Here is a 17562-nt window from a genome sequence, read left to right as displayed (position 1 = left end):
ACCGTTTAACTGACTACAGGATTGAACCATGTCGTTATCCAGCAATAAAATGTTTTATGTTTCCTGGGAAGCCTTTCACCGCGCCACCAAAGAGCTGGCGCATCAGCTGTTAGGCCATGACTATAATGCCATAGTGGCAGTAAGCCGCGGTGGCCTGGTGCCGGCGGCTATTTTAGCCCGTGAGCTGAATATCCGTGTGGTAGACAGTATCTGTGTTGCCAGCTACGAGCATGATAAGCAAGGTAGCTTAAGCATTTTAAAAGACGCCAGCCTGGCCGATTCAGACAAGCTGTTAATTGTCGACGATCTGGTGGATACCGGTGAAACGGCCAAAGCCCTGCGTGAGCATTTCCCTAAAGCTTGCTTTGTTACCGTTTATGCCAAGCCACAAGGTAAGCCACTGGTGGATAAGTATGTAACGGATATCGAGCAGGACACCTGGATCCAGCTGCCATGGGATATGGAACTGGCTTATAGCAAGCCATTGGCTGAGAAGTAAAGAAAGAAGCGAGAGGCTGAGAGTCGGATTGCCCTAAGCTAACCGTTGAAGCCCCGGACGGGCTGAGACGAGCCCCCAGGGATGGGTTTACGGCGTGTTGGCGTGGGCAATCCGACTCGTTTGCTTGCAGCAGATGTTTTTGGAGTAATGATGACAGCAGTACAACAATTAACCCTGCACTTGCCGGACTGGATTAACGAAGTAGTCGACTGGCAAAAAGTGTATCAAAACGACGATGAAAAAATGGCGCTGGCGGTAGAGCTGTCAAAGCAAAACGTGCTGCGCGGCACCGGCGGCCCTTTTGGTAGTGCTATTTTTGACTGCGCCAGCGGCAAACTGGTCAGTGTTGGCGTAAACCGCGTAATGCCACTGCATAACTCTACTGCGCATGGCGAGATGATGGCGATAATGCTGGCAGAGCAAAGCGTGCAGAGCTTTAGTTTATCAGCCGATGGTGTTAAGCGTGAGCTGTTTACCTCGTGCGAGCCTTGCGCTATGTGCTTGGGCGGTACTTTATGGAGTGGGGTAAAGCGTTTAGTCTGTGCGGCTACAGCCGACGACGCCCGTGCTATCGGTTTTGATGAAGGCCCGGTGTATGACAGCAGTTATGAATATCTTACCAATGCCGGTGTTGAAGTAGTGCGGTTGGTACAGCGCGATGCGGCTAACAGTGTACTGCAAAGCTATGTGAGTGGCGGCGGGGCTATTTACAACGGTTAGACGAAAAGCTGTATCAGACTTGCTGATACAGCTTTTTTGCCACATACAACTCTTCTACTTTTTGCCGTGCCCACGGCGTTTTGCGTAAAAATTTCAGGCTGCTTTTTACTGACGGATCTGTTTTAAAGCAGTTGATATCTATCTGCTGCGCCAGAGCCGGCCAGCCGAAGTGATCGACCAACGCGGTGACGATTTGCTCCAGCGTGACACCGTGCAGCGGGTTTTTCGGTTGAGACATGTAAAGTCCTCTGTTGTTGACGGTAAAAAAATAGCCACCCTAAGGTGGCTATTCTAACAGCAATATTGCTTATAAACGCTCTAATACCGCAGCGGTAAAGTCGGTGGTGCCGAAGCTGCCGCCTAAATCACGCGTGGTACGATCGCCGCTGGCGATAACATCGGCCAGAGCGCTGCGGATTTTCTCGGCTTTATCCTGCATGCCTAAATATTCCAGCATTTGAATAGAAGCCAGGATCACCGAACTTGGGTTAGCCAGGTTTTTACCGGCAATATCCGGTGCACTGCCGTGTACCGCTTCAAAAATAGCGCAATCGGCACCAATGTTGGCGCCAGGTGCCATGCCTAAGCCGCCAACTAAACCGGCGCATAAGTCAGATAAAATGTCACCAAACAGGTTAGTGGTAACAATAACGTCGAACTGTTGCGGGTTCATCACCAGCTGCATACAGGCGTTATCGACAATCATTTCCTGAGCTTCAATATCCGGGTAACGGGTCGCCACTTCACGCGCCGTTTTCAGGAATAAACCAGAGGTGGATTTGAGAATGTTGGCCTTGTGCACAATGGTCACTTTCTTGCGCTTTTCGCGCCGTGCCGTTTCAAAGGCAAACACCGCAATACGCTCGGCACCGTCTTTAGTCACAATACTGGTGGCTTCGGCAACCATGCCATCAGCAGACACTACCTGGCCGTGACCGGAGTACATGCCTTCGGTATTTTCACGGATAGTGATGATGTCGATATTCTCGTAACGTGCCTTAGTGCCCTTAAAGGAAATTACCGGGCGTACGTTGGAATACAGGTTAAACTTTTTCCGCAGCGTTACGTTAATAGAGGTAAAGCCTTCGCCTACCGGCGTAGTCAGCGGGCCTTTTAACGTAATTTTGTTACGTGCTATGGCATCCAGCGTGGCCTGGGGTAACAACTCACCGGTTTTCTCCAGTGCGGTTAAACCGGCATCGACATACTCGTAGTCGAAGTCACAGCCCACTTTATCCAGTACCTGGATGGCGGCTTCAACAATGCTTGGGCCTATGCCATCGCCTTTAATGACAGTAATAATTTGCTTACTCATGGGGGGATCCTTAGCTGTCGTAATTATTCGGAAAGAGGGCCTCTGGCGGGCCTGAAAACGGCGCAGAATATAGCATTTTTCGGCCCAAAGTGCCAGTTTGGCACAAGTTTACTGCTGTTTTTGCCGTTATAGGCACTATAAAGCCGGTGAATGTTGTAATAAAACTACAATGTTAATTCAAGCGGATAATAACAGTTACTGCCGGCCAGCAACTGCTGCAACCAGGTATCGCTGTCGGCAGGCAGCAGCAACGGCTGCTGTGCAAGGCTGAACACCCGTTGCAGTGTCTGTGGGCTATGCGCTGTAAACAGCAACAGGCTGCTGTGCCACGCCAATAGCAGTGCCAGGGTGTTACTGTCGCGCGGCACCGCATTGCCGCTAAGGCTTTGCAACCAATGCTGAGCCGGCTTTAGCCATTGCTGCAGACGATAATGCTGTAACAAGGCTGCCAGCCGGTCGGCACAGGTGTCGTCTTGTGTGTAGCAGCGGCTATCAATAGCGCTGTGCCAGCTTTGAGCGGCGCGTTTGAGTAAACCGCCGGTATAAGCTGCCTCATTGCGCCACAACTCAGAACACAGACACAGTGCCAGCGTGCGGCTCTGTGGCAGCGACAGCTGCAGGGTGGGTAATAAGTGCAGTGCCTGCGCCATACAGAAACTGAATTGATGCAATAACACCTGTGCCGGCTGTTGTAATTGCTGCAGGTTCGCCTGCAATTCCGCTTCGGCCAGCATATAAGGCAATTGCTGCTGTCCTATCAGATTTAACGCCAGCCGCAAGTCAGTAACAGGTTGTTGTTGCCGGTTCAGCTCCGTTGCCAGTGCCAATACCGGCGCGGCTAACGTCGCTGATTGGCCCAGATACAGCACTAACTGTTTAGTGTTGGCATCGCACAGCCGGGTAAATTGGGACTGGCTGAGTAAATCGCTGCTGTCCGACAGTTCAATGCCGGGCCGTGGCGGCTGTAATAAGCGCTGTAATAATTGCAGCTCATATTCGCTTTTAGTCAGCGCCAGGCGCAGGCCAATGCGCTGCCGCAGCGGTTGGGCTGACAACTCTGTATCGCGGCACAGGTATTCACATTGTGTCAGCAATAGGCTAAGCGGGTTTTGCTGCCAGGGGGCTATATTGCGCTCGGTTGGATAACAGTTGTTGAGCAGCGTTGTAACAGCAGCGGCCTGCGGTAGTTTGTGCAGTAACTTCGCCGCCAACAGTGCAGGGTAAGGTTGCAACTTAACATGCTCAGCCGCTTGCGGCAGGTGTTTGGCCAGCGTACTGCAATAACCGGCGAACAGCAGCAATTGTCGTACTTTAGCCGGCCAGCGATAAAGCTGACAAAACAGCAACAATAGCTCTGCCGGCTGCGCCGCTGCGGGTAGAGCGGCAATGTGTTGCAATACGTCTGTGGTGTCAATGTCGGCAGCGTTGGTATCAGCGATAGCCAACCGCTGTGCCGCCAATTGCCGGCTGAGTGTAAGCAGGGAGCTTATGTCGGACGCGGTTCTAAGCTGCTCTGCACTTTGTTGTAATAAATGCTGATAGCGCAGCCAGGCGGGGTTATTAGCCTCCATTAGCTGCTATTGCCTGATATTGCGTCACAGCAGGCTCGCCCAGTGCAATTAAGCGACGGTTTTTGAACAACAGCGCCGTGCATTCATCTGCGGTGGTGATGCCATCAGCAACGCTGCGATGAGTGCGGTAGTATAACAGCTGATACAGGGTGTTATTTTGTTGCACAGCGGTGGTAATGTCGGGGCTGCCCAAACGCTGCAGTACTTCTTGCTGCTGAATATTGGCAGTAGAGCTGTAGCTGTTAATAATTTTATGATTAAACACTTCACGGTCTACCCAGCTCATTTGCTCAACATCGTCCTGATACCAGAACAATACCGCCAGTGTCAGCAACAGGTAAATCCCGAGGCCGGACAGAAAAAACGTCAGCTTGCGGGATTTGACCGATAGCATAGCGTGCGTAGCCTCGTGTGTGCTAAGAGTTTGCATGCTGTTGGATGCGCATATCTTGCAGATTAAGCCCCAACTGCACATCAGTTTTTAACGTTAAAATCTGCATAAAAATTTTGATTTGCTCTTTGTGTTGAAGAATTTTCTCGCGTAACTTTTTATGGCAATCCGGGTGCTCCAACGCTTGTGTCAGCGTCTCGCCCAACGCCATAAGATCATGTGCGCCCTTGGGGCCGATACCGTGCACGCCGGGAATATTATTCGTGCTGTCACCGACCAGGCTCCAATAACGTACCAATTGCTCGCTATTAACACCGAACTTTTGCAGCACCGCGTCTTCGGTTTGAAACTGCCTGGCAAAGGCATCATAAATAGCAATATGGGGCCCCAACAACGGCAAAAAACCTTTGTCGGTGGATACTATGGTCACCTGCTGGCCGTGCTGAGCTAATCTGACCGCAACCGAGGCGATGACATCATCGGCTTCATAATCAGCTTGCTGCACGCTGCTAAACCCCAATGTCTGCGCGGTTTGCTGCAGCCCCGGTAAGGCATCGGCCAAAATAGCCGGCATTGGTTTGCGATTGGCTTTGTAATCGGCATACAGCGTTTTACGCCACAGGCTGTCACGGCCGTCAAACACCAGCAGCGCGTGGCTGGGCTGCAGTTCCAACTGCAATCTGGCCAGCGCCTGGCGTAACATGTTTTCCGTATTACGGATGATCTGTGTTTTAGTGCCTTCTGCTACATCATCTGCTAATGGCAGATACGGCCGCTCCTGCACAGCATACAGCCGCCTGATCAGGTTAAGTGCATCTATCAATAGCAAATGTGCCATCAACGCAGTACCTGGTAACAAGGCTCATATTTACTGCCGGGTAATTTCATCCGGCCTTGTTCCACAAACGCCTGTAACAGGGTATCCATCATTTGCATCAGTTTAGCTTCACCGGTTATTTGGAACGGACCATGCTGACGAATAGCTTTAATGCCTTCGTCTTTAACATTGCCGGCTACTATGCCGGAAAAAGCACGGCGCAGGTTAGCAGCCAGTTTGGCGCTGTCCTGGTTGGTGTGCAAGTCCAGTGCGGCCATATTCTGATGATTCGGGACAAAGGGTTGCTGGAAGTCGGGCTCTATTTGCAGTGTCCAGTTAAAATGATAAGCATCGCCCACCGACTTACGGTAGTGGCGTACTTCTGCCGCGCCCAGTTTCAGCTTACGCGCCACTGCAGGGGCGTCATCGATGATAATTTCTATCAGCTTCAGTGCTTCGTTGCCCAGGGTGTTTTCGATAAAACCGGCAATCTCACGAAAGTAAGCTTCGCTTTGTTTTGGTCCGGTTAAAATAACCGGCAAGCTTTGCTGCCGGTTGTCTTTATGCAGCATGATACCAAGCAAATACAGCAACTCTTCTGCGGTACCGGCACCACCCGGGAAAATAATAATACCGTGTGCTACGCGGACAAAAGCTTCCAGCCGTTTTTCAATATCCGGCAGGATCACCAGCTCATTAACGATAGGGTTGGGCGGTTCAGCGGCAATAATGCTCGGTTCTGTCAGACCGAGATAACGGCCGCTGCTGATGCGTTGTTTATTGTGGCCAATGGTGGCGCCTTTCATCGGGCCTTTCATCGCGCCCGGGCCACAGCCGGTACAAATATCCATGCCCCGCAGACCCAGCTCATAGCCTACTTCTTTGGTGTACTTATATTCGGTTTCGTTGATGGAATGGCCGCCCCAGCAGACAATCATATTTGGCTCGTTGCTGGCATCTATGACGCGGGCGTTACGCAAAATATCAAATACGGTGTGGGTAATATGCGCGCTGTTGTTTAAATCCAGCCAGCTTTTGTTGCTCTGCAGCCGGCTATGGTAAAACAGAATATCGCGCAGTACGGCAAACAGGTGTTCGTGGATACCTTTAATAATCTGGCCGTCGACAAAAGCACTCAGTGGCGGATTAAACAGTTCTATTTTAATACCGCGTTCGCGGCTGAGCAGGTTAACGGCAAAATCTTTATACTGGTCATAAATTTCAGCCGAGCTGTCGGTATGGCTGCCAACATTAAGTACTGCCAGGCAACAATTACGAAATAAGGTAAAGGCAGCTTGTTGCGTGTTTTGTTTTAGGTGGTCGACTTCCAGTTGGGACAATAAATCCATAGACCCAAGCGGGTTTAATTGCACATGCATATGTGCTCCTTTATACAATCAGTTAATGCCGTCTCAGGACGCAGGTTTAAGAATTACTTTATCACGGCCTGCTTTTTTGGCTTCATACAGTGCTTCATCGGCGCGGTCAAAAGCGCTGCGGTTGGTGTCTTGTTCTGTATACCGGGTGGCACCGAATGAAATGGTAATAGGCACGTTTACATTTTTGAATTTAAACGGGATTTTTCCTATTTTCTCTCTTAAGGCGTTAAGCGGCTTTTCCAGCTCGGCTAACTCGGTTTCCGGAAACAGCATAATAAATTCTTCGCCACCGTAACGGGCGATAAAATCGGTTTCGCGCAGGTTAAGTTTCAGTGTTTTAGCTATCACTTTGAGCGTTTTATCACCGGCGCTGTGGCCGTAGTTGTCATTAATGCTCTTAAAGTGATCAACATCTGCCAGTACCACACAAAGCGGTTTTTTATAGCGCTGCCAGCGTTTAATCTCTAACTGATAGCGCTCATCAAAAGCGGCGCGGTTGGGTATTTCGGTCAGGGCGTCTTGCAGGCTGCGGAAGTTCTGCTCGGCAATGCGCTTTTTAAAAGTGCCGGCATCTGTTTCCAGCTCGCCCAAACGTTGTTCCATATTGCCCAGGGTTAACAACAACTGTTGCCGCTCCTGCTGTTCCAGTTGTTCTTTCTCGCGCAAAGAGCCGGTAATAGCGGTTAACTTATCGCTGACCAATAATTTTAATTGCTCCAGTGAGGTGGCTTTTTGGCTGGCATGGCCTAAATGCTCAATTTGCTGCTCAATTTGTTGATTCAGCACCTGCATTTTTTGTTTCAGATCAGCAGAGGTGCTTAGCGACGATACCACCGATTGCTGCACGCTGGTCAGGGCGTCATTCAGCTTTAACAGAAAATGCTCAGCGGACTGCCGTTCGCGGTTAATGCTGCTGATAATAATACCGATGGTTTTTAAACAGGCTTCCAGCAGGGCATCAATCGGCAGCTTACCCAACAAGCTCAGACGAATTTCATCAATTTCAGCCGCGCTTTCTTCGGCAAAAGCCAACTCGCTAAGCAGGTTGGTTAACTCGACACTGATTTGGCGGCAAATATGGCCGTAGCGCACATCATCTTCACTGTCATCTGCCAGTTGATGTTTGGCTTGCAGCACGTTTTGATACAGTTTGGCCAGTTCAGTTAAATGCGGTAAAAAGGCATGCACGGTAGCGGAGGGTTGGCCAACTTTACCCAACAACAGGCGTAAATCGCGGCGTAGTTGATCAGGAAGACCTTTTTGTTGTTGCAACATTTTCCCGGCGTCAGCCAGGCCTTGTTGCATGCGCTGAATGTCCGCCTGGTGGCGTGATTCCAACAGCTTAAGGTTGTCGCTGGTAGCTTCAATAAAAGGCAATAGCTTTTCGAGGTCAGTGCCACGATTAAGCTCGGTGCGAAGTTTCGCCAACCGGTTATCCAGGTCAATATCAACACCTTTACATGCCAATGATAATCTGGACACAAATAACGCCAGGATTTTAAACTGCGCTTCATAAGTGTCTTCCAGCGTTTTACGTGCTTTCAGAGCATTAGTCAGCTGTTGTTTAGAGTCGTCCTGCAAGGCCACCACCTGAGAGTTCATGGTTAAATGCATGTTTAGGCTTAAGTATATCGACTATCGCTGTAAATGCGATCACTGTTTGTACAGAAATGAGCTGAATGGAAAAAAAACAGCGGGCAAAGCCCGCTGTGGTAGGGGATGTTTTTTTACCGGTTTACTTTTTACACAGGTAATAAGGTAACCAGGATTGTTCTTCAGTAGAGGTAAGATATTGCATAATCAGCATTCCTTGTTGGAACTACTGTCCGGCAGTCCGTCTGCCAAACGCCGACTATTTAAGCAGAAATCAGTTATTTTTGAAAGTTGATCTGTAGTATTTCATGCTGAGTTACAGCTTTTTCCCGTTATGTAAAGTGTACAGTTAACCGATTTTTGCTCAGATTGTTGATAAATAACACTTAATTTATTTTTCAAAATCGGCTAATTGCTAATTCTGTGAAAGTAGTTATGTATTAAAACATGATTACTGTCGGCTCAGGCGGATAGCAGGTGGGGTGCAAAGCTCACTGGCACGCCAGGGATTGATATCCAGGCCGCCGCGTCTGGTGTAGCGGGCATAGACAGCAAGAAAAGACGGCTGACAACGGGACCAGATGTCAGAAAAAATACGTTCTACACATTGTTCATGAAATTCGTTATGACTGCGAAAACTGATCAGATAGCGTAACAGTGCTGCATGATCCAGCGCTTTGCCGCGATAGTGAATATAAACACTGGCCCAGTCAGGTTGCGAGGTAATTAAGCAATTTGATTTCAGTAAATGCGAGTGTAGCTTCTCTTCGACAATATCAGCGTCGGTTTGGGTTTGTAGCAAGCTGGCATCATACTGGTACTGATCGATTTCAATATCCAGATCATCAATGCAGCGGCCCGGGATCCAGGTTGGCTGAAATGCCATAATTTCATTTACGTTGTGCAGGCTGACTTTTACCGGCTTACCGGCGCAAGCCGATAAATCGCGCTGTAAATGCTGATATACCTGGCCCAGATCAGGAAAACGGCTTTGATTAAAGCTGTTCAGGTACAGCTTAAACGATTTGGATTCAATCAGGTTGGCAGAATCAAACGGCACTACAAAGGTGGCCAGCGCTACCATCGGTTTGCCTTTGGCGTTAAGCCAGGACAACTCGTAACCGTGCCAGATATCCTGGCCGACAAAAGGCAGGGCAGCAGGGTCCAAACCAATATCATCCCGGCCCAAACTGCGCGGCACTGCCTGTAATAAACCGGCATCGTATTTATCGGCATAGGCGGTTACTTTACCAAGGCTTAACCCGGCAAGAAGATCTGAGTGGCTGCTGGTCATGTCTGCTTTGTCATCACGGCGTAGTTGGCGTTACAATGGCGCAAGTTTATCATAAAGTTTGACGGAAGGTCGCGTGGCTCTGGCAACGAATTACAGCCAATTTATCCAACAAGCCATACAATGGCATCAGCAACACAATCTGGCATTAAGTACCCTGGCAGACCCGGCTAGCCCATCGCCTTGTCAGGTAGGCGCTATTGTCGATAACACTGTGCAATGGCAGCCGTTGTTACAGCAGCCGGCAGCAGATTTCAGCAATGTTGAACAAGCACTGGAGCTGAAGCTGCACGACGATATTAAAGCTTTTTACCAGCTGTATTACGGTGCCGGACTGGCCGCTGTGCACCCGCGCGGCAAGCTGGCGTTGCTGATGGTATGGAACAGTGAGGATATAAAACGGCTGCAGGAAAATATCATCGGCCATATCTTGATGAAGCGGCGGTTAAAACAGCGTGAAACAGTATTTTTCGCCACCACGGAAGATGATGCCGTATTGCTGTCGGTGTTAAATAGCACCGGCGAAGTCTATCTGGAGCATGTCGGCCGTGAGGTGACAGAAAAGCTGGCGGATAATCTGGCTGACTTTTTGGCGCAGCTTACGCCTTGCAGTTATGACGGGCTCTGACAATCCCAGGCAATATTGCTGACTAAACGGCATGGCTCGCATTTAAAATCAAACAGCTGATGCAGCGGTTGGGCTAAGCGCCAATTACCGCCGCAGCCGGGGCAGGTTTTTCCGGCTTCCTGTGAGCAGTCGTTACTGCTGCCACTATAAAGTGCGTAGTACACGGCTTTACCGTTGCTGCGTTCCAGTTGCCGGGCCAACTGCCGGCCCTGGTTGTTTAACCGGCTGTTAAGTTGCTGCAAACTGCGCTCGGCACTTTTTAGCAGGACGCGGCTTTGCTGCATCTGTATTTCGTCCAGCGCCTGATATTGCAACTGCCAGCGGATCAACTGTTCATGGTCCGGTTGTGTGGTTTTCAGCTGATATAACGGCAGCGGTGCGAAATGTTCACCACAGCGTAGTGCTGAGCAGGTGTCATTAAAGCGGCTGTACAGAATATAAAACTCCGGCTGTTGGCACGGATCGGTATGTTGTGACATCAGATCCATACCCAGCAGCTGCAGTTGCGGGTAGGCCAGCCCTGCGCTGGCTAAGTGCTCCATTGCCTTAATGCCGCGTGCACTGTGATATTTTTGCAGCAGCGCATCTTCTGCCGGCAGCACAACCCTACTGCTAAAGCTGTCTTGCTGCCACGCAGTAGGGAATTCGCGGCCCAGTAGCTGGCCATTAAAAATCAGTGCTTCAATATAGCGGCGAATAGCGGCTTCAGCACTGCCAAAATCCGTATCCGCAATCAGCTTAAATTGCAGCTGCGCCACATACATGGCTATTTATCCAACTTACTGAGCAGTAAATCCAGCTTAGCTTCAATCCTCGCCAGGCTGGCCGCGATGTCGTTATTATCCACCGGCATTGCAGGCGCTGTGGTGGCTGGTTCAGTGTTTTCAATCACAGCGGCAATAACAGGGTTGTTGCGCCAGTGCTGATAAGCCGTAAACAGCTGCTGCGGCGCAATCCGGCCTGCCAACCGTGCACGAAACAGCGCCAGGCTGGGGGTTTTACCTTCCTGTTGCAGCTGAGTCGCTACTTGTTGCAGCAGTTGTACCGGGTCTGTCATGTTGGTTGCCTGTTTGACTAACTAGTGGCGGAATTTACCACTAATCCGCGTTGAAGAGTAGCTTGTGTTTATTAACATACTGTTTTATATCGCTTTAATCTGTGGCACGCTCTTTGCTGTATGCATAAGAGCCTGAAATAGCGGCCGGTTAACTAAAACAACACAGGAAAATCATTATGTTAGGTAAATTTTTTATTGCTGCGGCTTTGGCAGTGACGTTGTCGGGATGTGTTATTGCTGTGGGTGGTGATCATGAGTTTGATGATGACAGCAACTGGAAGAAAACCCAGCAGTATAATCAGCAACAAATCAGTAAACTGGCATTGGATAGCAGTGCAGAAGATATACGTACATTATTGGGTACGCCGGATTTCACCGAGTCATTCAGCCATGAGGGAGAAACGGTAACAGTATTATTTTACCGCACCCATCATCATAAAAGTGATGGTAAAACCACTAAAGAAGAATGCACACCGCTGATTTTCAAACAAAACCTTCTAACAGGTTGGGGCGACAAAGCCTACAAGTATCTGTAATCCCGCCGTATCTGTAATAAATTCGCTCTGTTGCTTAATGCAACAGAGCATTTAACTCATCAATAATCTCACACCATTCGGCATCCTGTTTTAGCGACTCACGCAAAAAGCTGGCCTGGGCGCTATTCCAGAACGGCGCATCCTGAATGGCCATGCCCGGCGCCAACCTGTGTTGGCGGATAAACTGCGCTATCGCCTGTTCATTGTTACTCAGGCCGAGTTGGGCAAACAAAGTGCGTAAATTGTGCTCTGACATATCCATAAAAAGCCTCTGCTGTTTAAAGCGTTGTTGTAAGCATAGTCAGCTTTGCTGCTGATTGCTGTAATGGGTTGCTTGGCAATTGATAGCCGCACTGCTATTGTGGATAAAAAAACAACAATAACAGTCGGGGAATGTATGTTAGCTGAACTGAATACAGTAGAGTTGGACCGGTTAAAAGCCATGTTACTCAGTGCTGATGAATTAAAATTGGCAGCGTCGTTGTTGTATCAGTCTTATCATGATGACCCGTTGTTTATGGAAATTTTCCGTGCCGACAAGCCGGATTATGAGCAGCGGTTGCGGGCCGCGATCAGAGAAGAGCTCAATACCTTTTGGCAAGCTAAACAGCCAATGATAGGGCTGTTTAACGGCGAGCAGTTGCTGGGCGTGGCCTGTGTGATAGCACCGGACTCCGGTATCGGTGCCGGGCGGTTGTGGCACTGGCGCCTGAAAATGCTGCTGACGGCCGGTTACGTTTCTACTAAACAGTTGCTGGAAAAAGAGCAAAAAATTCATGCCGCTATGCCAGCGCAGCGCTACCATATGCTGGCCTTTATTGCTGTTGCCCCCAAGCAACAACATCTGGGCCTTGGGCATTATCTGATCCATGCGGTGGATTCGATTGTCGACAAAGACCAGCACTCTGCCGGTATTGGTGTCTTTGTTACGCTGGAAAAATACCAGGCCTTTTTTGCTGATGATAAATATCAGCCGGTAACTGAACTGGCGTTTAATACGGTAAGTGGTACCCTGATGTTCCGGCCACGGCAGCAGCTGGCCGTGTGACTTAATAAGGGGATAACTTTTATGAGTAAATTCAGTAGTTTCGCAGAGTTTTACCCGTATTATTTAAGTGAACACCAAAACCCTGTATGCCGTGCGCTGCATTATATTGGCAGCGCTTTAGTGATCGCCGTGTTGTTGTATGTGCTGTTGACGCAGCAATGGCTCTGGTTGTGGCTATTGCCGGTTATTGGTTACGGTTTTGCCTGGCTTGGCCATTTTATGTTTGAACACAATAAACCGGCAACCTTTGACTATCCGTTTTACAGCCTGGCGGCGGATTGGGTCATGCTAAAAGACTTTCTTACCGGGCAGTTAAAACGCAAGCTGCCGGCTAATTAATACGGTAAGCCGGTAAGTTAAAAGCGGCCAGCCGCATACCGCTTAGCAACAGTTCTGCTTGATATCGGCTTTCGCCATCGCCGCTGAAATCGACCTGGTATAGCGTAATAAAACGTAAGCGGCCGTTAATTCTGCGAAAACTATGACCACTGCGACCGCAATCGAGCAGCTGTAGTTGCTGCTGTTGGCACAACTGGCGCGCTACGACAACGGCACGCTCATCCTGTTTACGCTGCAGCCAAAACAGATAACAAATAGTGCTGACTGCCAGCAGCAATAATACCGAACCCATACTCTACTCCTAAAGCTATTGGCTGATAATGCTGATTAGCATGTTGTTTTACAAGGGCTGGCTGTGGCTTTTGCTTATGCTAAACTGCGCTGCTTACTATGAGGTAGTTATGTCAGACGCCGTTAAATCCCTGCTTATTGAACTGGAAACCGAGCTGAAGCAGCAGCAACTCTGGAGTGCTGCGCCGCCCGTTGCTAAAGCGATGGCCAGTACGGCACCATTTTGCTGCGATACTATGTCGCTTGAGCAATGGCTGCAATTTATCTTTCTGCCACGGCTGCAGGCACTGCTGGATGCACACTCGGCCTTGCCAACAAAGATCAGTGTACTACCAATAGCAGAACATGCCTTTAACGCTTACGGTGCTCGGCTTGCCCCGCTGCTTGGTATTATTGCGCGTATTGACAACACTTTGTCGGGCAATACATGGTCGGGTGATACATGAGCTCAGCTGAACCCTTTGTGCTACAAGCGCCGCTAACTATCCTGTATCAGGACGACTATATCGTGGCGATAGATAAACCCGGCGGCATGTTGGTGCATCGCTCTTTTTTAGATAAACACGAAACGGTGTTTGTTATGCAAACGCTGCGCGATCAGATCGGCCAACATGTCTTCCCGGTGCACCGCTTAGACAGGCCCACGTCAGGCGTACTGCTGTTTGCATTATCTGCTGAGGTTGCGCGCCTGCTGGGCGAGCAACAGGAGCTAAAGCTGTGGCGTAAGCACTATCTGGCAGTGGTTCGCGGTTTTTTGCCGCAGGGCGGCGAGCTGGATTACCCGCTTAAAGAACAGTTGGATAAAATTGCCGATAAGTTCAGCCGTGACGATAAAGCGCCGCAGCAGGCTATAACCCGCTACCAGCCGTTACAGCAGGTAGAACTGCCCATTGCGGTAAGTAAATACCCGGCTGCGCGTTACTCATTAGTGGCACTGCAGCCAATAACCGGTCGCAAACATCAGTTGCGCCGCCACTTGGCGCATTTACGCCATCCGATTGTCGGCGACACCAGCCACGGTGATGGCAAGCACAATGCGTTGTTTAAACAGCATTTTAATTGCCGTCGCTTAATGTTGGTTGCTAAGCAATTACAGTTACCGCATCCGGTAACCGCTGAAACTTTGCAGTTTAGCGCTGGTCTGAACGAGCTTGCACCGTTGTTTGCCCAATTTGGCTGGCCGGTAGATGAAACTTATTATCAGCAACAATTTGCTGAGCTTTTTATGGAGGAAAAATGGCAAAAATAGCCCTGATTGTCGGTAGCGTATATGGTGCTGCCCAATACGTTGCTGAAGAGGCGCAGCCGTTATTAACCGGCTTGGGACACGAGGTGGCGCTGTATGAGGAAGCAAAACTGGATCAGGTATTAAGCTTTAATGCTGATATCTGGTTGCTGATAAGCTCTACCACCGGGCAGGGCGATATTCCGGACAACCTGCTGCCGTTTTTCCTTGATGTACAAAGCCGCTTTCCGCTGTTAACCGGCAAACAGTTTGCGGTCATTGCCTTGGGTGATAGCAGTTACGATACGTTTTGCGGTGCCGGTGAGCAGCTGCGTGAGCTGTTACTGGAAATTCAGGGCACGGAACTGGCGCCGATGCTGCGCATTGACGCCGGCGAAACGCTGGAGCCGGAGACGATTGCTTTGCCGTGGCTTGAGCAGAAGTTTGCACTCAAAGACGAAAAGTAAGGTGTGATAGAAGCTGAAGAACTTAATGAAGCTAATTAAGTTCTTTCAGTGTTTTATTGTATCTGCAAATTACTGGGATCAGTTGTCTGAATAAAAATAGCTTTATAAATATAAGCACCGGTATCATCTTGGCTAATGTTAGTAAATGCATAACTTGTTGTAAAGTCTTTGACTGATTCAACGTTTTGTTCTGGCTGAATTGCTTTGAAAGTTAAGGCGCAAACGCGTCCTGCACAAGAATAGCTTTCGTCAAAAACTTTGCTGCTTAATGTGCGGAGTAAATGTTGCTCTAAGGTCGTTTCTAATTCGAAGCTCGCTGAATTTTTTTCCGCGTTTTTAATTACAGTTACTAATTGGTTAAAGTCATTATTGGAAAATGACATTTCCAATGTATTTCGTGACACAATACCATCGTGATTTAGATACGCTGCGTTTATGGTTTCCGCAGACTTAAATGCCGAGCTGTTGAAAAACATTATTGCTTTACGGTGCGCTATCGCTTCAGGATCTGAGCTGGGTAGTTGCTCAACGCTATCAGGTATTGCAGATTCCGGAGCAACATCTTTATCGTGCAGCGTAGCAAGCTGTATAGGCGGTGTGACATCGCTTTCGGTAGTTTTATTATTCTGTGAAGCTGCCTGTTGCTCTGGGTGCTGGTTTAGTATCTCAACATTGCCATCGAAGCTATAAAGAAATAAAGCTGCAATTATCACAGTTATAACTACCAATACATTAATATTTAATTTCATGATCCGCTCTGTTTTTGAAGAAGAGCTTGTAAATAAAGCCCTTGAGTTATCTTATCCAATCCTGCAGCTAACGCGTCCGCCACCTGAACAGCTCATCTTAGTTGTGCCTCCAGAAACCTCTACCACCATACTTCCCGAAGTGCATTTACATGTCATCGGTAGTGACAGTGCTGAAGCAGAGAAGAGTAATGTAACTAATAATATACTAAATGGTTTCATCTCTATGTTTTTCCGTTAAGTTAAATATGTTAATCATGCAGGAATATTGTTATATTGTAATTTATATTGTGTCAATAAGTTTTGTTTGTGTATTTTGCGCGGAGTTGGTGTTAAGTATCAGGTTGAACTCTACAGTTCGGTACTGGGCTGGGTGATATTCCGGACAACCTGTTGCCGTTTTATCTGGATGTACAAAGCCGTTTTCCGTTGTTAACCGGCAAACAGTTTGCGTTCATTGCCTTGGGTGATAGCAGTTACGATACGTTTTGCGGTGCCGGAGAGCAGCTGCGTGAGCTGTTACTGGAAATTCAGGGTACGGAACTGGCGCCGATGCTGCGCATTGACACCGGCGAAACGCTGGAGCCAGAGACGATTGCGTTGCCGTGGCTTGAGCAACATTTTTCGGCGCGGTAATAAGGCAGATTCGGTTTGTTGAAACTTGTGCGGCGGTGGTCAAAGTTGCTCGCGTAGTTTTAGCAATTGCCGGCGCCGCGCCGCGCTGACTTTTGGGTAGTGCATGTCCAGGTTTTGTAAGCTGTCGATGACGATCTGCGAGATAATCAGCCTGGCATTTTTCTTATCATCGGCCGGAATAACAAACCAAGGTGACGCAGCAGTGCTGGTGGCGCTAAGGCAAGCTTCATAGGCGTGCATATAGTCGTCCCAGTGTCCGCGTTCTTTTATGTCAGCGACACTAAACTTCCAGTTTTTCTCCGGCTCGTCGATACGGGCTAAAAGCCGCTCGCGCTGCTGCTGTTTAGACAAGTGCAAAAAGAACTTAACCACCCGGGTACCGTTAAGGTGTAAATGCGCTTCCAGATCCGTTATTGATTTAAAGCGCTGCTGCCAGATGGTTTGCCCTGCGAGGACATCGTTGGCAAAACCTTGTGCCTTCAGTAGCTCCGGGTGTACCCGCACTACCAGTACTTCCTCGTAGTAAGAACGGTTAAATATGCCAATCCGTCCCCGCTCTGGCAGGCGTTTGACCGTGCGCCACAGGAAGTCGTGCTCCAGCTCTGCTGCACTGGGTTGTTTAAAACTAAATACCTGGCAGCCCTGTGGATTAACGCCTGACATCACATGCCGGATAGCGCTGTCTTTGCCGGCAGTATCCATGCCCTGAAAAATTATTAATAAAGCATATTTATTCGACGCGTAATGCAGCCGCTGTAACTCACTGAGGTCACCGACCTGTTCCCGCAACAGCTTTTTGTAGTCCTTTTTGTCGTCATAAACCGGCTCAACATGGGTTGGACGCTGTGTCAGGTCAAGGTTCTCACCGGGTTGCACGCGGTAATCACAGGGCTCGATTTTCATTATATTTCCATGCTGGTGTGCTGTGGTTAATCAGCGGTTGTCAAAGTTGACAGTTAAACCAAGCATAGACACTGGTAGCGACAAGGGTAAGGTTTGGTCTGGTGTTCCTG

At 49.0% G+C, this 17562-nt stretch carries 25 protein-coding genes; 11 read left to right on the top strand and 14 right to left on the bottom strand.

What is annotated here, in order from left to right:
* The first annotated feature begins 28 nt into the window (after positions 1-28).
* Both gpt and Q8O77_RS15160 read left to right on the top strand, forming a co-directional pair.
* Entirely contained in the window at positions 29-499 is a 471-nt protein-coding gene (gene gpt / locus Q8O77_RS15165) for a xanthine phosphoribosyltransferase (RefSeq protein ID WP_371133498.1), read from the top strand.
* Positions 500-649: 150 nt separating this feature from the next.
* Entirely contained in the window at positions 650-1219 is a 570-nt protein-coding gene (locus Q8O77_RS15160; RefSeq protein ID WP_305554979.1) for a nucleoside deaminase, read from the top strand.
* Between the two features lie 13 nt (positions 1220-1232).
* Here Q8O77_RS15160 and Q8O77_RS15155 read toward each other — a convergent pair whose 3' ends face one another.
* The 8 genes from Q8O77_RS15155 to queF all read right to left on the bottom strand — a co-directional run bounded on the left by Q8O77_RS15155 (position 1233) and on the right by queF (position 9579).
* The gene (locus tag Q8O77_RS15155) at positions 1233-1457 is read right to left on the bottom strand and encodes a VF530 family protein (protein ID WP_305554976.1); all 225 of its coding nucleotides are present in this window, start codon (positions 1455-1457) and stop codon (positions 1233-1235) included.
* Between the two features lie 69 nt (positions 1458-1526).
* Entirely contained in the window at positions 1527-2534 is a 1008-nt protein-coding gene (locus Q8O77_RS15150) for an isocitrate dehydrogenase (RefSeq protein WP_305554973.1), read from the bottom strand.
* A gap of 164 nt (positions 2535-2698) precedes the next feature.
* Positions 2699-4105, bottom strand: a complete 1407-nt coding sequence (locus Q8O77_RS15145; protein ID WP_305554970.1) for a hypothetical protein — start codon at positions 4103-4105, stop codon at positions 2699-2701.
* Entirely contained in the window at positions 4095-4499 is a 405-nt protein-coding gene (locus Q8O77_RS15140; RefSeq protein WP_305554967.1) for a DUF3192 domain-containing protein, read from the bottom strand. The genes Q8O77_RS15145 and Q8O77_RS15140 overlap by 11 nt, the downstream gene beginning before the upstream one ends.
* 22 nt (positions 4500-4521) lie before the next feature.
* Complete coding sequence (gene xni, locus Q8O77_RS15135; RefSeq protein ID WP_305554964.1) at positions 4522-5334, bottom strand: flap endonuclease Xni; 813 nt, start codon at positions 5332-5334, stop codon at positions 4522-4524.
* Positions 5334-6692 carry a nucleotide 5'-monophosphate nucleosidase PpnN gene (gene ppnN / locus Q8O77_RS15130; protein WP_305554961.1) on the bottom strand — a complete coding sequence of 453 codons (1359 nt, stop codon included), beginning with the start codon at positions 6690-6692 and terminating at the stop codon, positions 5334-5336. Before ppnN ends, xni begins: the two co-directional genes overlap by 1 nt.
* 33 nt (positions 6693-6725) lie before the next feature.
* Positions 6726-8294, bottom strand: a complete 1569-nt coding sequence (locus Q8O77_RS15125; RefSeq protein WP_305554958.1) for a GGDEF domain-containing protein — start codon at positions 8292-8294, stop codon at positions 6726-6728.
* A gap of 442 nt (positions 8295-8736) precedes the next feature.
* The gene (gene queF / locus Q8O77_RS15120) at positions 8737-9579 is read right to left on the bottom strand and encodes an NADPH-dependent 7-cyano-7-deazaguanine reductase QueF (protein WP_305554955.1); all 843 of its coding nucleotides are present in this window, start codon (positions 9577-9579) and stop codon (positions 8737-8739) included.
* 73 nt (positions 9580-9652) lie between these two features.
* On the opposite strand from queF, the gene syd reads away from it, so the two are divergent.
* Positions 9653-10204, top strand: a complete 552-nt coding sequence (syd, locus tag Q8O77_RS15115; protein ID WP_305554952.1) for a SecY-interacting protein — start codon at positions 9653-9655, stop codon at positions 10202-10204.
* Here syd and Q8O77_RS15110 read toward each other — a convergent pair.
* Positions 10189-10968 carry a Zn-ribbon-containing protein gene (locus Q8O77_RS15110; RefSeq protein ID WP_305554949.1) on the bottom strand — a complete coding sequence of 260 codons (780 nt, stop codon included), beginning with the start codon at positions 10966-10968 and terminating at the stop codon, positions 10189-10191. The two genes, syd and Q8O77_RS15110, sit on opposite strands and share 16 nt — an antisense overlap.
* A 2-nt stretch (positions 10969-10970) precedes the next feature.
* A complete protein-coding gene (locus Q8O77_RS15105) occupies positions 10971-11261 on the bottom strand; it encodes a hypothetical protein (RefSeq protein WP_305554946.1) in 291 nt (96 codons plus the stop codon).
* A gap of 176 nt (positions 11262-11437) precedes the next feature.
* Here Q8O77_RS15105 and Q8O77_RS15100 point away from each other — a divergent pair, with 176 nt between their 5' ends.
* Positions 11438-11797, top strand: coding sequence for a DUF3192 domain-containing protein (locus tag Q8O77_RS15100; protein ID WP_305554943.1), 360 nt, complete (start codon positions 11438-11440; stop codon positions 11795-11797).
* Between the two features lie 34 nt (positions 11798-11831).
* Here the strand turns inward: Q8O77_RS15100 and Q8O77_RS15095 are convergent, their stop codons facing one another.
* Entirely contained in the window at positions 11832-12059 is a 228-nt protein-coding gene (locus Q8O77_RS15095) for a DUF2789 domain-containing protein (RefSeq protein ID WP_305554940.1), read from the bottom strand.
* Between the two features lie 135 nt (positions 12060-12194).
* Between Q8O77_RS15095 and Q8O77_RS15090 the strand changes: the two genes are divergently transcribed.
* Both Q8O77_RS15090 and Q8O77_RS15085 read left to right on the top strand, forming a co-directional pair.
* Positions 12195-12845, top strand: coding sequence for a GNAT family N-acetyltransferase (locus tag Q8O77_RS15090; RefSeq protein WP_305554937.1), 651 nt, complete (start codon positions 12195-12197; stop codon positions 12843-12845).
* 21 nt (positions 12846-12866) lie between these two features.
* Positions 12867-13184, top strand: a complete 318-nt coding sequence (locus Q8O77_RS15085; protein WP_305554935.1) for a DUF962 domain-containing protein — start codon at positions 12867-12869, stop codon at positions 13182-13184.
* Here the strand turns inward: Q8O77_RS15085 and Q8O77_RS15080 are convergent.
* The gene (locus tag Q8O77_RS15080) at positions 13177-13476 is read right to left on the bottom strand and encodes a DUF3301 domain-containing protein (protein ID WP_305554933.1); all 300 of its coding nucleotides are present in this window, start codon (positions 13474-13476) and stop codon (positions 13177-13179) included. The genes Q8O77_RS15085 and Q8O77_RS15080 overlap by 8 nt on opposite strands.
* A gap of 109 nt (positions 13477-13585) precedes the next feature.
* Between Q8O77_RS15080 and Q8O77_RS15075 the strand changes: the two genes are divergently transcribed.
* The 3 genes from Q8O77_RS15075 to Q8O77_RS15065 are packed head-to-tail and all read left to right on the top strand — an operon-like array spanning position 13586 to position 15167.
* Complete coding sequence (locus tag Q8O77_RS15075; protein ID WP_305554931.1) at positions 13586-13921, top strand: YqcC family protein; 336 nt, start codon at positions 13586-13588, stop codon at positions 13919-13921.
* Positions 13918-14724 (top strand): tRNA pseudouridine(65) synthase TruC, encoded by an 807-nt coding sequence (gene truC / locus Q8O77_RS15070; protein WP_305554928.1) that lies wholly within the window; start codon positions 13918-13920, stop codon positions 14722-14724. The genes Q8O77_RS15075 and truC overlap by 4 nt, the downstream gene beginning before the upstream one ends.
* Positions 14712-15167 (top strand): flavodoxin, encoded by a 456-nt coding sequence (locus Q8O77_RS15065; protein WP_305554926.1) that lies wholly within the window; start codon positions 14712-14714, stop codon positions 15165-15167. The genes truC and Q8O77_RS15065 overlap by 13 nt, the downstream gene beginning before the upstream one ends.
* 53 nt (positions 15168-15220) lie before the next feature.
* On the opposite strand, the gene Q8O77_RS15060 is transcribed toward Q8O77_RS15065, so the two are convergent.
* Complete coding sequence (locus Q8O77_RS15060; RefSeq protein ID WP_305554924.1) at positions 15221-15916, bottom strand: hypothetical protein; 696 nt, start codon at positions 15914-15916, stop codon at positions 15221-15223.
* Here Q8O77_RS15060 and Q8O77_RS15055 point away from each other — a divergent pair.
* Both Q8O77_RS15055 and Q8O77_RS15050 read left to right on the top strand, forming a co-directional pair.
* Positions 15915-16154: a hypothetical protein gene (locus Q8O77_RS15055; RefSeq protein WP_305554922.1), complete on the top strand. Its 240-nt coding sequence runs from the start codon at positions 15915-15917 to the stop codon at positions 16152-16154. The two genes, Q8O77_RS15060 and Q8O77_RS15055, sit on opposite strands and share 2 nt — an antisense overlap.
* A 128-nt stretch (positions 16155-16282) precedes the next feature.
* A complete protein-coding gene (locus Q8O77_RS15050; protein ID WP_371133511.1) occupies positions 16283-16549 on the top strand; it encodes a flavodoxin domain-containing protein in 267 nt (88 codons plus the stop codon).
* A gap of 39 nt (positions 16550-16588) precedes the next feature.
* Here Q8O77_RS15050 and Q8O77_RS15045 read toward each other — a convergent pair whose 3' ends face one another.
* Positions 16589-17452, bottom strand: a complete 864-nt coding sequence (locus tag Q8O77_RS15045) for an ADP-polyphosphate phosphotransferase (protein WP_305554920.1) — start codon at positions 17450-17452, stop codon at positions 16589-16591.
* Between the last annotated feature and the right edge of the window lie 110 nt (positions 17453-17562).

This window comes from Rheinheimera sp. (assembly GCF_030690345.1).
Lineage (GTDB): Bacteria > Pseudomonadota > Gammaproteobacteria > Enterobacterales > Alteromonadaceae > Alishewanella.
This window is presented reverse-complemented; position numbering and strand designations above follow the sequence as displayed.

What these genes read in the sequence shown, in the direction of transcription:
- Q8O77_RS15080 (WP_305554933.1), bottom strand. Translation starts at nt 13,476, where the DNA reads ATGGGTTCGGTATTATTGCTGCTGGCAGTCAGCACTATTTGTTATCTG.
- ppnN (WP_305554961.1), bottom strand. Translation starts at nt 6,692, where the DNA reads ATGCATGTGCAATTAAACCCGCTTGGGTCTATGGATTTATTGTCCCAA.
- Q8O77_RS15085 (WP_305554935.1), top strand. Translation starts at nt 12,867, where the DNA reads ATGAGTAAATTCAGTAGTTTCGCAGAGTTTTACCCGTATTATTTAAGT.
- Q8O77_RS15075 (WP_305554931.1), top strand. Translation starts at nt 13,586, where the DNA reads ATGTCAGACGCCGTTAAATCCCTGCTTATTGAACTGGAAACCGAGCTG.
- Q8O77_RS15060 (WP_305554924.1), bottom strand. Translation starts at nt 15,916, where the DNA reads ATGAAATTAAATATTAATGTATTGGTAGTTATAACTGTGATAATTGCA.
- Q8O77_RS15160 (WP_305554979.1), top strand. Translation starts at nt 650, where the DNA reads ATGACAGCAGTACAACAATTAACCCTGCACTTGCCGGACTGGATTAAC.
- Q8O77_RS15095 (WP_305554940.1), bottom strand. Translation starts at nt 12,059, where the DNA reads ATGGATATGTCAGAGCACAATTTACGCACTTTGTTTGCCCAACTCGGC.
- xni (WP_305554964.1), bottom strand. Translation starts at nt 5,334, where the DNA reads ATGGCACATTTGCTATTGATAGATGCACTTAACCTGATCAGGCGGCTG.
- Q8O77_RS15125 (WP_305554958.1), bottom strand. Translation starts at nt 8,294, where the DNA reads ATGAACTCTCAGGTGGTGGCCTTGCAGGACGACTCTAAACAACAGCTG.
- Q8O77_RS15110 (WP_305554949.1), bottom strand. Translation starts at nt 10,968, where the DNA reads ATGTATGTGGCGCAGCTGCAATTTAAGCTGATTGCGGATACGGATTTT.
- Q8O77_RS15090 (WP_305554937.1), top strand. Translation starts at nt 12,195, where the DNA reads ATGTTAGCTGAACTGAATACAGTAGAGTTGGACCGGTTAAAAGCCATG.
- Q8O77_RS15155 (WP_305554976.1), bottom strand. Translation starts at nt 1,457, where the DNA reads ATGTCTCAACCGAAAAACCCGCTGCACGGTGTCACGCTGGAGCAAATC.
- queF (WP_305554955.1), bottom strand. Translation starts at nt 9,579, where the DNA reads ATGACCAGCAGCCACTCAGATCTTCTTGCCGGGTTAAGCCTTGGTAAA.
- Q8O77_RS15150 (WP_305554973.1), bottom strand. Translation starts at nt 2,534, where the DNA reads ATGAGTAAGCAAATTATTACTGTCATTAAAGGCGATGGCATAGGCCCA.
- Q8O77_RS15065 (WP_305554926.1), top strand. Translation starts at nt 14,712, where the DNA reads ATGGCAAAAATAGCCCTGATTGTCGGTAGCGTATATGGTGCTGCCCAA.
- Q8O77_RS15055 (WP_305554922.1), top strand. Translation starts at nt 15,915, where the DNA reads ATGATCCGCTCTGTTTTTGAAGAAGAGCTTGTAAATAAAGCCCTTGAG.
- gpt (WP_371133498.1), top strand. Translation starts at nt 29, where the DNA reads ATGTCGTTATCCAGCAATAAAATGTTTTATGTTTCCTGGGAAGCCTTT.
- Q8O77_RS15105 (WP_305554946.1), bottom strand. Translation starts at nt 11,261, where the DNA reads ATGACAGACCCGGTACAACTGCTGCAACAAGTAGCGACTCAGCTGCAA.
- Q8O77_RS15140 (WP_305554967.1), bottom strand. Translation starts at nt 4,499, where the DNA reads ATGCTATCGGTCAAATCCCGCAAGCTGACGTTTTTTCTGTCCGGCCTC.
- Q8O77_RS15045 (WP_305554920.1), bottom strand. Translation starts at nt 17,452, where the DNA reads ATGAAAATCGAGCCCTGTGATTACCGCGTGCAACCCGGTGAGAACCTT.
- truC (WP_305554928.1), top strand. Translation starts at nt 13,918, where the DNA reads ATGAGCTCAGCTGAACCCTTTGTGCTACAAGCGCCGCTAACTATCCTG.
- Q8O77_RS15145 (WP_305554970.1), bottom strand. Translation starts at nt 4,105, where the DNA reads ATGGAGGCTAATAACCCCGCCTGGCTGCGCTATCAGCATTTATTACAA.
- Q8O77_RS15100 (WP_305554943.1), top strand. Translation starts at nt 11,438, where the DNA reads ATGTTAGGTAAATTTTTTATTGCTGCGGCTTTGGCAGTGACGTTGTCG.